Below are 15,110 nucleotides of genomic sequence, written 5' to 3'. Positions count from 1 at the left end.
ATCCTCTCAGGCGCTCGGCAAGGATCGCCTGCCGGAGTCGGTGCGCAGCTGCGGCGGGGCGACGGTCGCGGACGCCCCGAGGACCTCCAGCCCGCCGGGGTGGGTGTTGACCGGGTTGAGTTCGAGAGACGCGACGTCGGGCAGGTCTTCGGCGAGCACCGAGACCCGCGCGATGAGGTTCTCCAGGGCCGCCAGGTCGATGGGCAAGCCGCCAGCCCGGCCGTGCAGCAGGGGCGCTGCGCGCACCGAGTCGATCAGGTCGCGCACATCGGTTTCGGTGAGCGGCGGAATGCGGTAGCCGAGGTCGCCCATCACCTCGGTGGGCGCTCCGGCGAGGCTGAACCGGACCACCGGGCCGAACAGCGGGTCCTCGCCGCTCACCACGACGCAGGGTGTGCCGGGCGTCGCCATACGTTGCACGACCAGCTGATTGGCGTGCAACGGGGCGAGCCGTTCGTCGAGCGCGGTGTACGCCTCCCGGACCGCACCCGCATTCCTGAGATCCGGTCGCACCGCGGTCACCGGCTGGGTGCGCACCAGCGGCGAGATCGACTTGACCACGACCGGGTAGCCGATCCGTTCGGCAACCTCGGCCGCGTCCGCCGCCGAGTGCACGGGGGTGTGCGGCCAGACCTCGATGCCGTATGCCGCCAGCAGTCGCTGCACCTCGTCCGCCGTCAGCGCCCGGCCGTCCGGGGCGGAGGCGAGCACCTCCTCGACGAGCTGCTCGGCCGCGGCCTGGTCGATGCCGGTGGGCAGCACCGGCTCGCCGCGATCGGAGGCGCGCCATTCGCCATACCTGGTGGCGGCGGCGAGCGCCCGCACCGAGTCCTCCGGAACGGCGTATGACGGGACGAACCGGTCGACACCGGTCCGCGGGTCGATGGACGAGAGCACCTCATTGACCCCGCTGATACCGAGGAATGTTGTCAGGCAAGGCTTTTCGTGCTGAGCGGCCACCTCCGCCAGCGATCGCGCCAGCAGGATGCCCTGCATGATCATCGGCTGCATGAAGGCCGTCACGACACTGTCCACGCTGTCGTCGGCGAGTGCCGCACCCACGGCGTCCGCGAGCTGCTCCGGTGTGCAGTCGGCCGGCAGGTTCACCGGGCCGTGGGTGATCTGCAGCCCCCAGCTGACTGCGTTGTCGGCCGCGAGCGCGCCCAGCGCAGCGGAGTTTCCGACGATCGCGACGCGCGGCCCGCGCGGGATCGGCTGATTGACCACGAGCTGGGCGACGTCGAAGAGCTGGTGCAGGTTTTCGACGCGTATGACGCCCGCCTGGCGCAGCATCGACCGGAACGCCTCCGGCGAGGTGTTGGTCTGCCGCACCCGGTGACCCGGTGGCACGCCGAATGACGAGACGCCGGACTTGACCACGATGACGGGCTTCTGCGCGGACAGGTGTCGCGCGATGCGGGAGAACTTGCGCGGGTTGCCCATCGACTCCAGGTAGAGCCCGACGGCGGCGGTGCTGTCGTCGTCGATCCAGCCTTGCATCACGTCGTTGCCGGAGACATCCGCGCGGTTGCCGGTGGAGATGAAGTCGGCCAGGCCGAGCCCCCGCCGGTCGGCGAAGTCGAGCACGGCGATGCCGAGCGCTCCGCTCTGGGAGAAGAGTCCGAAGCGCCCGCTGCGCGGCAGCTCCGGAGCGAGCGACGCGTTCATCCGCACGTCGTCGCGGGTGTTGACCACACCGAACGAGTTGGGCCCCGCGACGCGCATGCCGTGGCGCCGCGCCAACCGGACCAGCTCGGCCTGGCGCGCTTCGCCCTCCGGACCCGCCTCCGCGAAGCCGGCCGACATCACGACCAGTGCCTTCACGGCGTGCGCCGCGCAGTCCTCGACGACGCGCAACACCTCGTCCGCAGGGACGGCGATGACCGCGAGCTCGACCGGCCCCGGCAGCTCACGGACGGTGGAATAGATTGCCACGTCTGGGATTTCGTTGTGCTGGTTGCGGCCCACGGCATACAGGTCACCGGTGAAGCCCCCGGCCTGCAGGTGCTCGAACACGCCACGGCCGATCCCGGTCGGCCGTGAGCCGACGCCAACGACGGCGATGGACGAGGGCGCGAGCAGGAAGCGCATGCTGCGTGCCTCGGCGCGTTGCTCGCGTGCGGCGCGCACCGCCTCCGACTGCTCGGTCGGCTCGATGCCGAAGGAGAGGGCGATCACCCCGTCGTCGAAGCGCCGGTTGACGGCATACCCGGCCTCGGTGAAGACCGACATCATCTTGTGGTTCTGCGGCAGGACGTCGGCGATGAACTCCCGCACCCCCGCCTCGGCGCCGATGGCAGCCAGGTGTTCCAGCAGCACCGAGCCGACGCCGCGGCCCTGGAAGTCGTCGGCGATGTTGAACGCGACTTCGGCCCGCGGGTCGTCCGGCCCGGTCAGCCGGTCGTAGCGCCCGACACCGATCATCCGGCCGTTCGATTCGACGATCAGGGCGACCCGCTGGTGGTAGTCGACGTTGGCGAACCGCTGCGCCTCACGGTCCGGAAGGTGGCGCAGCGGCGCGAAGAAGCGCAGGTAGATGGACTCCTCGGACTGCTGCTCGTGGAAGTCCTGCAACAACGTGACGTCGTCCGGCCGGATCGGCCGGACCTGGGCGACCGATCCGTCGCGCAACACGACATCGGCCTCCCACTCGTGCGGATAGCCCTCCGGGAGGGTGTCCTCGGTCATGACTGCAGCATGCCAGGTCGGCGCTCAGGGCCGCGGATCGACCAGCTTCCAGTTGGCGCCGAAGTCCGTGGTCTCCCAGAAGCCGGCCGTGTCACGGGGTATGGCGTAAAAGAACGGCCCACCGGGGCTGGCGGTCCAGTCGAAGCCGGTCGACGGCAGCGACGCGCCGGGCGGCGGTGTCGCCGGACCGAACCACCCGCCACCGTTCGTGGAATACATCAGGCTGCCGGCGCCGCCGGTGGTGGCCACCCCGTTGGTCTGGCGCGGGCCTCCCGCAGACGCGGCAAGGTGCTTCTCGTCGGCCACCGCGAGCCACGTCTGGCCCAGGCGTGGCAGGGTCAGGGCCCAGACGGAGACGCTGGTCCAGCTGGTGCCGGCGTCATTGCTGCGCACCAGCGTGTAGGACAGCTTGTTGCCGGGCTTCGGCACCGGGTTGCACAGCGCGAAGAGCTGCAAGACGTCGGGTTTGACATCGGTCGCCGCGGTCATCGCCTGCAGCGGCGTGCCGTTGCAGGCCGACGGGCCCTTCAGCGTGACCAGGGTTGTGCCGTCGAGCCGCATGGGCGGCAGCGGTGCGTTCGACGTGCTGGCGAGCTGGACGAAGTCACGGCCGGCCTGGACGAGCACGCGACCGCTGCTGATCGGGGTGCTCAGCGTCACCGTCGAGCCCTGCGGCCGGGCGATCGTGCCACCGCGCGGATCGAAACGGGTGACGTAGAGCGGGCCCTTGCACTCGCCTTGCGCACAGTTGTCCGCGCTCAGCAGCACCGCCGAGTTGTCGTTGATCTCCAGGTCGAGCACGCGCTCACCGGGGTGACTCAGCTTGGTGAAGGACGCGCCGCTGTCGGTGGTCCCCCACAGGTCGCCGCCGAAGACGAAACCGACCTGCGGGTTCACGAAGCGGGTCTGGGTGATGGCTCGTTCCGGCTGGATGAGTGCCACGGCCTTGCCGGTCGCGGCCGACACGTCGGTGCCGGTGAACGTGTGCACCGCGTTCCACTTGTTGCCGTTGTTGTTGGACCGGATCAGCACCGGGCAGACGTCGCCACCGCAGGTCTGCGAGCCGAGCGCGAAGATCGTGCTGGCACCGGCGTTGCTCACCGACCAGGTCTGGAAACTGTCCGGCACGGAGGTCACGGCCTGCGAGGGGGACACCGACGAGGGGCTGCCCGTCGAGCCGCTGCGATAGGTGGCCGAGTTGCTGGGGGCGATCGCCTGGCCCTGCTGCACACCCCCGGACAGCCCGTGCTGCTGCCAGACCAGCGCGGCTACAACGGCGATGATCGCCACCGCGGCACTGCCGAGCAGAGCGAGCCGCCCCCGCCGGCGCGAGGCCTGCCGGGACTGCCGGACGATCCGCTGCCAGTCGAGATCGGTCGCCTGCCCGTCACGGACCTCGGCCCGGGCGGCTGCGAAGAAGTCCGCGACAGCGTCGTTCTGCGCGTGGGGTTCGTCGCGGTCGGTCGTCATCGGGTCGCCTCCAATCGCTCGGCCAGAAGTTTGCGGGCGTCGTAGAGGTCACGCTTGACGGTGCCCTCGCTCTTGCCGGTCTGCAGCGCCACCTGCGCGACCGACAGGTCCCCGAAATAGTGCAACAGCACCACGAGCCGGAAGCGCTCGGGCAGCGATTCGACCGCGTCGCGCACGGTCAGCCTGGTGGCCGGGTCGAGCCCGGGATCGGCGACCTCCATGACCCGAGCGTTGCCGGCCATGAACTTCTCGTATGCCGACGCCTCACGACCCCGCTTGCGCCAGTGGTCCCGGACCTGGTTGGCGGCAGCGGTGTAGAGCCAGGCGCGCGGATCCTGCACCGAGTGCCAGTGCGACAACAGCTTCACGAACGCCTCCGTGGCGACGTCGTGCGCTAGGTCACGGTCGCCGATCAGCGTCGTCGTCCAGCCGACGAGCCGCCCGAAGTGTGCGTCATACACCTCTCGGACCGCACTTTCCACGGCTGCTTCCCCCGAAGCCACCCAAGGCCACCTTTCCCGTGCAGAGCGGGCAGCCGTGATGCGCTGCCCGGTGGTGATGGTCGCCGTCATACCGTGACGGACGCCGGAAGGGCTCGCGCGGTTGGTTGCCACCTGTTCGCCGACCGGTTCCGCCGCGTCGGCCCGCAAAGCCTAACCCGGGATCGTGCGTACTCTTGCCCATCATGGAGTTGCGTGACGCGGTACGGCAGCGGCGGATGGTGCGACGGTTCGATCCGTCACGGGAGGTCGGCCAGGAGACCGTGCAGCGCCTGCTCGAGCTCGCCGTGCGAGCGCCGAGCGCCGGGTTCAGCCAGGGCTGGGACTTCGTGGTGCTGCGCGGTGACGAGTGCACCACCTTCTGGGACGTGACCACCGACGACGGGCTCCCCGACAGCTGGCTGGCGGGGGTCAGCACCGCACCGGTGCTGATCATCTGCTGCTCCGACAAGAGCACCTACCTGCGTCGCTACGCGCGCGACGACAAGCCGTGGCAGGACGAGTCGGAGACGCACTGGCCGGTGCCCTACTGGGACGTGGACACCGGTATGGCGGCCATGCTGATGCTGCTCGGCGCCGTCGACGAGGGTCTGGGCGCGCTCTTCTTCGGAGTCCAGGTGGAGCGGCTGGACGCGGTGCGCGAGACGTTCGGCATACCTGCCGACCGCGGCCTGGTCGGCGTCATCTCCCTCGGGTATGCCGCGGACCCCAAACCCTCCGGCAGTACGCGCTCGGTGCGCCGGCGCAGTCTCGCCGAGGTGACGCACTTCGGCCGCTTCGGGCAGCACGCCTCAGTGACCGGTCACGAGTGACCGGTCGAGGTCGGCGAGCCGTGCGGCACCGGCCAGCCCCATTGCGTGGCGCAGCTCGGCGGTGAGCTCGTCGAGCAGCCCGGTCACTCCGGCTGCGCCCTCCGCGGCGAGCGCCCACATGACCGGCCGGCCGAGCATCACCGCGCTCGCCCCCAGAGCCAGCGCAACGAGTGCGTCAAACCCGTCGCGTACTCCCCCGTCAACGATCACCGGCACCGAGCCCGCAACTGCCGCAACGACTTCCGGCAGCGCAGCGGCGGTGGAGATGGCCCGGTCGAGCTGGCGGCCGCCGTGGTTGCTGACCCAGACGGCGTCCGCTCCGGCGTCGACGCACGCCGCCGCCTCGTCGCCGCGCAGCACACCCTTGACGACGACCGGCAGCTCTGCGATGTCGGCGACCCAGCCGATGTCGCCGAGGCTGAGGTCGGCGCGCTGGTCGATGAGGTCCCAGTAGTCGCCCGCGCCCTCCGGGAGATGCTGCTGCACGTTCGTGAGCGCCTGCTCGTCGCTGAGCGGCAGCGGACGGCTGAGCGCCGCCGTGCGCGCTCGATGCCCGACGTATGGCGTGTCAGCAGTCAGCACCATCGCGGTCGCGCCGGCTGCGGCCGCTCGCTCGATCAGCGCTGCGGTGATCGAACGCTCACGCATCAGGTAGACCTGGAACCACCACGGCCCGCTGATCGCCGCGGCGACATCCTCGATGCGCCGGGTCGAGCGACTGGACAGCACCATCGGAGCCCCGGCAGCGACCGCCCCGGTCGCGGTCGCGACCTCGCCGTCGGGGTGCAGCACGGCGTGAAAAGCGGTGGGGGCTATGCCAATCGGCGTCTGCCAGGCACCGAAGAGCTGCATGCCGGTCGACACCGACGTGACATCACGCAGCACTCGCGGACGCAGCCGGTAGCGGTTCCAGGCATCCTGCGCCTCGTGGACCGTCCGGTCGTCCCCGGCACCGCGGGTCAGGTAGTGCCACATGTCGGGGTCGACGCGCTGCTCTGCTTCGTCGTGCAGTCGCTGGAGCTGGTCGTGCACCGGATGACCTTCCGCTCGATCGGTTTCGGCCCGACTCTAGTGTGGGGTGATGACTTCTCGCCCGGTGCGCATCGCCGTCCAGCTCCAGCCACAGCACGCGTCATACGAGCAGATGCGGGACGCCGTCGGCCGCGCGGAGGAGCTCGGCGTCGATGTCATCTTCAACTGGGACCACTTCTTCCCGCTGAACGGTGACCCTGACGGCAAGCACTTCGAGTGCTGGACCACGCTCGCGGCGTGGGCGGAGCAGACCTCTCGCGTCCAGCTCGGTGCTCTCGTCACCTGCAACAGCTATCGCAATCCGGAGTTGCTCGCCGACATGGCGCGCACCGTCGACCACGTCTCTGGCGGCCGCGTCATCCTCGGCATCGGGTCCGGATGGTTCGAAAAGGACTACGACAGCTATGGATTCGAGTTCGGCACGGCCGGTGGCCGCCTCAACGAGCTGGCGCGTGCGATTCCCCGGATCGAGTCGCGGCTGCGGATGCTCAACCCCGCGCCGGCCGGTCCGATGCCGGTGCTGATCGGCGGTGGCGGAGAGAAGAAGACGCTGCGGCTGGTCGCCGAGCATGCGAACATCTGGCACAGCTTCGCCGATGTCGAGACGCTGGCGCACAAGCTGCAGGTGCTGCGCGGGCACTGCACGGCCGTAGGCCGTGATTTCGACGAGATCGAGGTGTCCGTCGGCGTCGGCGGGCGTGGTCGTGACGGCGGGATCGCGGGCGATCCCGAGGTGGAGGGCCAGCCGCTGCTCGACCTCGGTGCGCGCCTGTTCACCCTCGGCGCGAGCGGCCCCGACTACGACCTGAGCGTGCTGCGCACCTGGCTCGCCTGGCGCGACCGGCTGAACGAGAACGCCGCAGGCTGACCACCTCCCGAGTGTCGGTCACGCGACGGGGGCGCCGGTGAGAGAAGATGATCGGCGCGAACCCCGCACGACCGAAGGGCAGTAATGGCGCGCAAGAAACGCGACGTGACCGAATACGTCGACGACGCACAGCAGAACATCGTCGACATCGACGTCGACGACGAGATGCAGTCGGCATACCTCGAGTACGCCTATTCGGTCATCTACTCCCGCGCGATTCCCGACGCCCGGGACGGCCTGAAGCCGGTGCAGCGACGCATCCTCTACGCAATGGAGGAGATGCGGCTCTACCCCGACCGCAACCACGTGAAGTCCTCCCGTGTCGTCGGCGAAGTCATGGGCAAGTACCACCCGCACGGGGACACCGCGATCTACGACGCGATCGTGCGGCTGGCGCAGGACTTCACCATGCGGCTGCCGCTCGTCGATGGGCACGGCAATTTCGGCTCGCTGGACAACGGGCCGGCCGCGTCGCGATACACCGAGGTCCGGCTGGCGGGCGCCGCCCTCGAGCTGACCAGGTCCCTTTCCGAGGACACCGTCGATTTCGTCCCCAACTACGACGAGAGCGAGCAGCAGCCGGACGTGCTGCCGGCTGCCTTCCCGAACCTGCTGGTCAACGGCGCCAGCGGCATCGCGGTCGGTATGGCGACCAATATGGCACCGCACAACCTGGGCGAGGTCGTTGCGGCGGCACGGCATCTGATCGACCACCCGGACTGCTCGCTGGACGATCTGATGAAGTTCGTCCCCGGGCCGGACCTGCCATGCGGCGGGCGCATCGTCGGGCTGGAGGGCATCCGTGACGCCTACCTGACCGGGCGCGGCTCGTTCCGGACCCGCGCGACTGCGACGATCGAAAACCTCACTCCCCGCAGGAAATCCATCGTCGTGACCGAGTTGCCCTACATGGTGGGCGCTGAGAAGGTCATCGACCGGATGAAGGACCTGGTGCAGGCCAAGAAGCTGCAGGGCATCGCCGACGTCAACGACTTGTCCGACATGAACGGCATGCGCCTCGTCATCGACGTCAAGAACGGCTTCAACCCGGACGCCGTGCTCGAGTCGCTCTACAAGCACACCCCGATGGAGGAATCCTTCGGCATCAACAACGTCGCACTCGTCGAGGGCCAGCCGCGCACGCTGGGCCTCAAGGAACTGTTGTCGGTGTATGTCGACTTCCGCATCGACGTCGTCCGGCGGCGCACGGCGTTCCGGTTGCGCAAGGCGACCGACCGGTTGCATCTGGTGGACGGTCTGCTCGTCGCGATCCTGGACATCGACGAGGTCATCCAGGTCATCCGCACCTCGGACGACGCGGAGACGGCACGCGGCCGGCTGATGCAGGTCTTCGACCTCGACCAGGTGCAGGCCGACTACATCCTGGAGCTCCGGTTGCGACGGCTGACGAAGTTCAGCCGCATCGAGCTGGAGAAGGAGCAGACCGAACTGCGCGAGCAGATTGCGGCATTGCAGGCGATCTTGGACGACGAGAAGCTTTTGCGTAGAACGGTTTCCGGTGAACTTGCCGACGTAGTGAAGACGCACGGCACGCCGCGACGGACTGTGCTGCTGGAAGGGTCCGGCGTCCAGGCAACAGCCACCGCGGCGACTCCGCTGGAGGTGTCGGACGACCCGTGCTGGGTGCTGCTCTCCTCGACCGGGCTGCTGGCCCGCACGACCGACGACTCGCCCGTTGCGAGTGAGGGCCCGCGCCGCAAGCACGACGTCGTGGTCTCTCGCGTCCGCAGCACTGCCCGTGGCGAATTCGGCGTGGTGACGTCCGCTGGCCGGTTGGTCCGGCTGAGCGCGCTCGACCTGCCGACGCTGCCACCGACCAACGACGCGCCAGTGCTCGCCGGAGGGGCGCCGCTGGCGGCATACATCGACTTGGCCAAGGGTGAGACGCCACTTGCGCTGACCTCGTTGTCGCCCGATTCGAAGGGCCTGGCGCTCGGCACGCAGCAGGGCGTCGTCAAGCGGGTCAACCCGGACTATCCGGGCAAGGACTCGTTCGACGTGATCACGCTGAAGGGCGGTGACAAGGTCGTCGGTGCGGCCGAAATCCTCACCGGCACAGAGGATTTGGTCTTCATCACTTCGGACGCGCAGCTGCTGCGTTACGCGGCTGATCTGGTACGCCCGCAGGGCCGCACCGGTGGTGGTATGGCGGGCGTCAAGCTCGGCAAGGACGCGCAAGTCATCTGGTTCGGCACGGTCGCGACGACCGCCCCGGCCGTCGTCGTGACGGGCGCCGGGGGGTCCGGCGCACTGCCCGGCACGGGACCGGAGTCGGTGAAGGTTGCGTCGTATGACGAGTTCCCCAGCAAGGGCCGCGCGACCGGCGGGGTGCGCTGCCACCGCTTCCTGCGCGGCGAGGATGAACTCGTCATCGCCTGGGCCGGCGCCGCCCCCGCGCGCGCTGCGAGCCCGACGGGTGCTGCCGTCGAGTTGCCTAGCCCCGAGGGCAAACGGGACGGTAGCGGTATGCCGCCCGCCGGGCAGATCGCGGCCGTCGGCGGGGCGTTCGTGAGCTGACGTGGCTACCGGTTTCGAGCGGGTTGCGGCCCACGTTGCTGCGACGTTGGGAGCCGCCGTGGTCAGCGCCGAGCCAGTCCCCGGATCAGTCGCCAACGAGGACTTCCGCGTCGGGTTGGACGACGACCGATGCGTATTCGTGAAGGTGGGACCGCGCACCGAACTCGCCGCGGAGGCATGGGCACTTGCACAAGCGACTGCTGCGGGCGTGCCGGTGCCCAAAGTCGTCGCCTACGAGGAGGATTCGGCGGTGACGCCGGTCCCCTATCTGGTGCTGGACTTGTTGCCGTCCGACCGAGACCTGACCGACGGGGTGGTCCGGGCCGTCGGCGCGGCCCTGAAGCGGGTGCATTCCATCGAGGTGCCAGGGCACGGACACATCGAGCTCGTCGGCAATCCGCTCGAACCTGACTCTGTCAGGGGCCAGTTCGGCACGTGGCCGGAATTCGTCGGTTCGCTGCTGCGCGATGCCGAGGACCTGGTCCGGGTCGGCCTGTTGAGCGCGGAACAGGAGACTGCGATTCGGCGAGAGGCGGAAGGCATCCATGGCTCACCGCTGATGGGTGACTCCGGCGTGTTGTTGCACGCCGATCTGAAGCCTGACCACCTCCTGCCAGTCGACGGAAAGCTCACCGGCATCATCGACTGGGGAGACGCCAGCGCGGGTGACCCTGCTTGGGACCTCGCCCGGGCATCGATGGCGGGTCCGGCAGTGTTGCGGATCATCGCCGAGGCATACCCGGGCGCCGATGACCCGGAGGTGAGTCGGCTGCTGCCGATCTACCGGGTGCTGTGGAACGCTCAGGCGTTGGCGCACGAATACCGCGCTGGCGGTGACTGGTTCGCAGTGTTCCAGCGTCGCATTGCCTCGGATCTCGGCCTCGGGTAGCCAAGAGCAGTGGCGGTGCGCGGACGTCGTCGAAGTGCCGAACGTCGTCGGGTTGCACCTGAGCGAGGCTAGGCAGGTTGCCCGTAACGTGGGACTGGTGCCACCGCCGGGATCGTTGCTGTGGCGCAGCGATTCGCTGGTCGTCCGCTGATCGTCATACGAACGCTAGACGACCCGCTCATCGATCCAGCCGATCGCGCGAAAAGTGCTGAGGGCGAACGCACTTACTGCGGGAGCACACAACTCTTCGCGGGCGAACCACTGGGCGGCGTCGACCTCGTCGCCGTCCGGGGTGATCATCGCGTCCCCGATGATGCGGGCCATGTAGACGATGCTGACGTATGCGACCTGGTCGCCGTTCGGGTAGGTCATCCTGAACTCCGGGCCACCGATGGCACCGACCAGTCCGGTCAGTTCTACGTCGAGACCGGTCTCTTCCCTCGCTTCGCGGCACGCGGCATCAGCTGGTGACTCGTCCTCGTCAATTGCTCCGCCCACCGTGCCGAACGTGCCGAAATCCGTTTGCCGCACGAGAAGCACACGGCCGGCTTCGTCAACCGGCAGCACGGCAACCGATGGCAGCACGAGCAGGTCGTGACCGACTTTCGCCCGCAGACGCGCAATGTGAGGAGAGACAGGCACAGCGTCAATCTAACTGCCGAGGCCGCTCGGCCCCACGACCCGGATGCTGGCTTGCCTCTGGACGGACCTCCGCACCGGACTTGACGGGCCATACCCTGAGAGCAATTATCTGCGTATGCATGCAGATACGCATCCTCCGGTCTGGGGTGAGGACGTCGTGACGCTGGCGGTCGAAGTCCTCCGGGTCCTTGCCGACCCGACGCGCTTGCAACTGGCCGGGTTGCTGCTCGATGAAGAGCGATCGGTGTCCGAGTTGGCGGAGACGCTCGGCAAGCCCGGTCCGGCCGTCTCCCAGCATCTGGCGAAGATGCGGATGGCGCGGCTGGTGACGACCCGCAAACAGGGCACATCCGTGCTCTATCGGGTGGAGAACGGCCACGTGCGGCAGCTGGTGATTGACACGATCGGGCACGTGGAGCACCTGCTGGATGACGTTCCCGCGCATCACCGCATGCAGGACGTGGTGTCATGACCGGCCACCCGCACGATCACGGTCACAGCCACCCGCACGCGCATGAGCACGGCCACGCGCATGAGCACCAGTCGGGACGGTGGGCGCGGATGCGTCATACCCTCTCCGAACTCACCGGCGGACATTCGCACGACGCTGCCGACCAGATCGACGAAGCACTGGAAGCCGATGCGCGTGGCCGGCGCGCGTTGTGGATCGGTCTGGGGGCCCTGGCAGTCACCGCAGTGCTCCAAGGAGTCGTGGTGGCGTTCACCGGCTCGGTGGCATTGCTGGGTGACACGATGCACAACGTCGCGGATGCAGCCACCGCCATCCCCTTACTGATCGCGTTCTGGCTGGCCAAGCGGCCGGCGAACGATAGGTACACCTACGGATATGGCCGCGCGGAAGACCTGGCCGGGTTGTTCGTGATCGCGATGATCGCCTTGTCCAGTGCGCTCGCCGGATGGGAAGCGATCGACCGGCTTGTGCATCCTCGGGACGTGTCGCACCTGTGGGCAGTGGCAGTGGCAGGCGCGATCGGCTTCGCCGGCAACGAGGCGGTCGCCCGGTATCGCATCCGGGTCGGGCGCCAGATCGGGTCTGCGGCCTTGGTCGCGGACGGCCTGCACGCCCGCACCGACGGGTTCACCTCACTGGCAGTGGTGCTGGGCGCCGCCGGCGTCGCGATCGGTCTGCCATGGGCCGACCCGGTCATCGGGTTGCTGATCGCCGTCGCCATCCTCGGGGTCCTGCGGTCCGCGGTCACACAGGTCGGCGCCCGGCTGATGGACGCGGTGGACCCGGAGCTGGTCGGCCGGGTTCGGACCGTCATCGCGACGACCCCGGGGGTGAGTGACGTGCGCGCGGTGCGAGTGCGGTGGATCGGGCACACCTTGCACGCAGAGACCGACGTGGCAGTCGCCGACGACCTACCCGGCCCCGCCGGGCACGACATCGCGCTCCGCGTCGAGCATGACTTGTGCGATCGGATACCCCGGCTGACAACGGCGGTCGTCCATGTGAGTCCGGTCGGCGCGCACAATGGTTGATCAGGAGGCTTGTATGACGACCACAGCAAGGGAATTCGCCGATCGGGCAACCGCGTGGGCGGCGGATCAACCGTCCGTTCGCGCTGTCGTCGTGTTCGGTTCGGTGGCGCAGGGAGTGGACAACGACTTCTCGGACCTGGACCTGATCCTGGTGGCCGAGCCTGGCCGTCGGGCGGAGTTGTGGGATGCGCGTGCTGCGATCGCTGCGGCCGTCATGGGCACGGCTCCGGCATACGTCCAGGAACCGAGTTGGCAAGGTGACTTCCGTTACCAGGTCTGGGACGACGAGCTGCACGAGCTGGACCTGACGATCGCCGAGGAGTCTGTGGGCGTGTTCGGCGGCATCGCCCGGGGCTTCGTCGTGTTGCTCGATCGGGCGAACGTCGAGGAGCAGCTGACCCAGGCCGTCGCGAGCTGGTCCCCGCCGGAGTTCGACGCCGCCGCGCTGGACAGCTTCACCTGGCCGTGGCTGCTCGGGTTGCAAGCACGCTTGCGGCACGGTGAGCGATTCGCGGTGCGCGCAGGTGTGGTCGACACCCTGATGGGCCGGGTAGTGCCGATGCTCGGCGGCGAATGGCACTCCGCCGAAACCCAATTGTCCGCAGCCGATATGGAGCGCGTGCACGACGCGCTGCCTCAGTCGGCAGAGGTTGCGGAACTGAGTCGATCGCTGCGCGAGACGGCTCTCGTCTACGACTGGGCACTGGACCGCTGGGCCGAGCGCACCGGCAACGACCGGCCCAGCAGTCCGCTCGCAGCGCTCGCCCACGCCCGGCTCGCCGATCCTGCCGCCGCGATCCCGAGCGACGAGTGACCGACATAGGGCCGCGCGCCGGGCGCCCGAGTGTGGTTGTGCTGCACCGGGTTCAGCCGTTGACCACGGATCTGCGCGGTGTGACCGAGGGACGCGTCGTGGTGCTGACCACCGATGCGCCGTCCGCCGTCTCGCGAGCCGACATACCTGCACCCGCCGACGTGATGCAGCTGCCGGCCGATCAATGGGCCACCCGGATCAGGTCTTGGGCGACAGATGGAGATGTCCAGGTCGTTACGAACGACGAGTACTCGCTCGCGGATCTGGCCGAAATCCGCGACGCCCTCGGCCTCGATCGCGTGACACCCGCTCTCCTGGACCGATATCTCGACAAGGTGGCGATGAAGCAGGCGCTGCAGGATGCCGAGATCGCGGTGCCCACCTGGCACTTGCTGCCGACGCTGTCAGTAGAGCTGGCCTTGCCGGACGACCTCGGCTTCCCATGCGTCGTGAAGCCGCGGGTCGGCGCGAACTCCCGAGGTGTCCGAGTGCTTCGTTCCTCGGACGAGTGGCTGTCCTGGCTGAGCAGGCATAGCGGTGAAACGGATTGGGAAGTGGAGGAATTCGTCTCCGGCCAGATGTGTTTTGTCGACGGGCTCGTCACGCACGGGCACTACTGTCCGGTGCTGGTCGGCCGGTATGTCGGGGGCCTGCTGCCCACTCCGGACACGCGGATCTTCGGTGCCGTCGACGTCCCGCCGGGACAGGATCTCCACGACGACGCGATCGCATTGGGCGCCCGGGTCGCTCGGGCTCTGGGAACCGACGGGCGGTTCGCTACGCATCTGGAATTCTTCGAGACCGGCGAGCGGCTGGTCGTCATGGAGGTGTGCGCTCGGGCTCCGGGGGCGATGGTGTCCGAAATGGCACGGGTCGTGAGCGGCCATAACCTCGAATCCGCGCATCTGCAGATCCAGGCCGGTCTTCCGGCTCCGGCGTTCCACACGACAGGGAGGCACGCGGCATGGATCTCGCTGCTCGGCCGCCCGCGGCAGAATCTCCAGCCACCGCCGACGTTGAGTTCAGCACTGACATTGCATCGCCTCCCGGCGAAGCCCGGTCACTTCGGCAGATACGTGTCGGCGATCGGCCTGCTCGTGAATGACGACCACCGCGCGCTGAGCGAGGACCTGGCCAAGTGCGCGGGCCACTGTTGGTTCTGATACTTCACAGCACCACTCGGCAACAGGAGGAGAAGCCACGTGGCTGTTGAAATCACGGCAGCGAATATCGCGCCGTCGGAGTTTCCGCTGTCCACGCATCCGTGGCTCAGTCGCAGCGGAGTGCGTGTTGCCATTCGATGTTCATCAGGGTGCGGCGGATGGGGGACCGGGTGGGTGGCGGGTGTCCCGGC

At 68.5% G+C, this 15,110-nt stretch carries 13 protein-coding genes; 8 read left to right on the top strand and 5 right to left on the bottom strand.

All coding sequences use genetic code 11. From position 1 onward, the window contains the following. Positions 1 to 6: 6 nt before the first annotated feature. Genes EFY87_RS17525 through EFY87_RS17515 form a run of 3 tightly spaced genes read right to left on the bottom strand, consistent with a single transcriptional unit; the run spans position 7 to position 4,661 of the window. Positions 7 to 2,688: a bifunctional acetate--CoA ligase family protein/GNAT family N-acetyltransferase gene (locus tag EFY87_RS17525; RefSeq protein WP_123272791.1), complete on the bottom strand. Its 2,682-nt coding sequence runs from the start codon at positions 2,686 to 2,688 to the stop codon at positions 7 to 9. A 24-nt stretch (positions 2,689 to 2,712) separates the two neighbouring features. After that, positions 2,713 to 4,158, bottom strand: coding sequence for a beta propeller repeat protein (locus tag EFY87_RS17520; RefSeq protein ID WP_123272790.1), 1,446 nt, complete (start codon positions 4,156 to 4,158; stop codon positions 2,713 to 2,715). Next, the gene (locus EFY87_RS17515; protein WP_158607696.1) at positions 4,155 to 4,661 is read right to left on the bottom strand and encodes an RNA polymerase sigma factor; all 507 of its coding nucleotides are present in this window, start codon (positions 4,659 to 4,661) and stop codon (positions 4,155 to 4,157) included. Before EFY87_RS17515 ends, EFY87_RS17520 begins: the two co-directional genes overlap by 4 nt. Before the next feature lie 182 nt (positions 4,662 to 4,843). Here EFY87_RS17515 and EFY87_RS17510 point away from each other — a divergent pair, with 182 nt between their 5' ends. Further along, positions 4,844 to 5,470, top strand: a complete 627-nt coding sequence (locus EFY87_RS17510) for a nitroreductase family protein (protein WP_123272788.1) — start codon at positions 4,844 to 4,846, stop codon at positions 5,468 to 5,470. On the opposite strand, the gene EFY87_RS17505 is transcribed toward EFY87_RS17510, so the two are convergent. Then, positions 5,450 to 6,502 (bottom strand): alpha-hydroxy acid oxidase, encoded by a 1,053-nt coding sequence (locus EFY87_RS17505; RefSeq protein ID WP_245988732.1) that lies wholly within the window; start codon positions 6,500 to 6,502, stop codon positions 5,450 to 5,452. The two genes, EFY87_RS17510 and EFY87_RS17505, sit on opposite strands and share 21 nt — an antisense overlap. A gap of 49 nt (positions 6,503 to 6,551) precedes the next feature. On the opposite strand from EFY87_RS17505, the gene EFY87_RS17500 reads away from it, so the two are divergent. From EFY87_RS17500 to EFY87_RS17490, 3 genes are all read left to right on the top strand, one after another. Further along, positions 6,552 to 7,370 (top strand): LLM class F420-dependent oxidoreductase, encoded by an 819-nt coding sequence (locus tag EFY87_RS17500; RefSeq protein WP_123272787.1) that lies wholly within the window; start codon positions 6,552 to 6,554, stop codon positions 7,368 to 7,370. Between the two features lie 84 nt (positions 7,371 to 7,454). Continuing rightward, complete coding sequence (locus tag EFY87_RS17495) at positions 7,455 to 9,908, top strand: DNA gyrase/topoisomerase IV subunit A (RefSeq protein ID WP_123272786.1); 2,454 nt, start codon at positions 7,455 to 7,457, stop codon at positions 9,906 to 9,908. A gap of 1 nt (position 9,909) precedes the next feature. Continuing rightward, positions 9,910 to 10,797: an aminoglycoside phosphotransferase family protein gene (locus tag EFY87_RS17490; RefSeq protein WP_123272785.1), complete on the top strand. Its 888-nt coding sequence runs from the start codon at positions 9,910 to 9,912 to the stop codon at positions 10,795 to 10,797. Positions 10,798 to 10,962: 165 nt separating this feature from the next. Here EFY87_RS17490 and EFY87_RS17485 read toward each other — a convergent pair whose 3' ends face one another. Beyond that, the gene (locus tag EFY87_RS17485; RefSeq protein WP_158607695.1) at positions 10,963 to 11,439 is read right to left on the bottom strand and encodes an NUDIX domain-containing protein; all 477 of its coding nucleotides are present in this window, start codon (positions 11,437 to 11,439) and stop codon (positions 10,963 to 10,965) included. A gap of 115 nt (positions 11,440 to 11,554) precedes the next feature. On the opposite strand from EFY87_RS17485, the gene EFY87_RS17480 reads away from it, so the two are divergent. The 4 genes from EFY87_RS17480 (at position 11,555) to EFY87_RS17465 (ending at position 14,919) form a co-directional block, all read left to right on the top strand. Beyond that, complete coding sequence (locus tag EFY87_RS17480; RefSeq protein WP_123272783.1) at positions 11,555 to 11,911, top strand: ArsR/SmtB family transcription factor; 357 nt, start codon at positions 11,555 to 11,557, stop codon at positions 11,909 to 11,911. Then, positions 11,908 to 12,942 (top strand): cation diffusion facilitator family transporter, encoded by a 1,035-nt coding sequence (locus tag EFY87_RS17475; RefSeq protein WP_123272782.1) that lies wholly within the window; start codon positions 11,908 to 11,910, stop codon positions 12,940 to 12,942. Before EFY87_RS17480 ends, EFY87_RS17475 begins: the two co-directional genes overlap by 4 nt. Positions 12,943 to 12,955: 13 nt before the next feature. Further along, positions 12,956 to 13,756 (top strand): nucleotidyltransferase domain-containing protein, encoded by an 801-nt coding sequence (locus EFY87_RS17470; RefSeq protein WP_123272781.1) that lies wholly within the window; start codon positions 12,956 to 12,958, stop codon positions 13,754 to 13,756. A gap of 80 nt (positions 13,757 to 13,836) precedes the next feature. Next, positions 13,837 to 14,919 carry an ATP-grasp domain-containing protein gene (locus EFY87_RS17465; RefSeq protein ID WP_181445510.1) on the top strand — a complete coding sequence of 361 codons (1,083 nt, stop codon included), beginning with the start codon at positions 13,837 to 13,839 and terminating at the stop codon, positions 14,917 to 14,919. Positions 14,920 to 15,110: the final 191 nt, after the last annotated feature.

It is taken from the genome of Flexivirga caeni (assembly GCF_003724155.1).
GTDB classification, from domain to species: domain Bacteria; phylum Actinomycetota; class Actinomycetes; order Actinomycetales; family Dermatophilaceae; genus Flexivirga; species Flexivirga caeni.
This window is presented reverse-complemented; position numbering and strand designations above follow the sequence as displayed.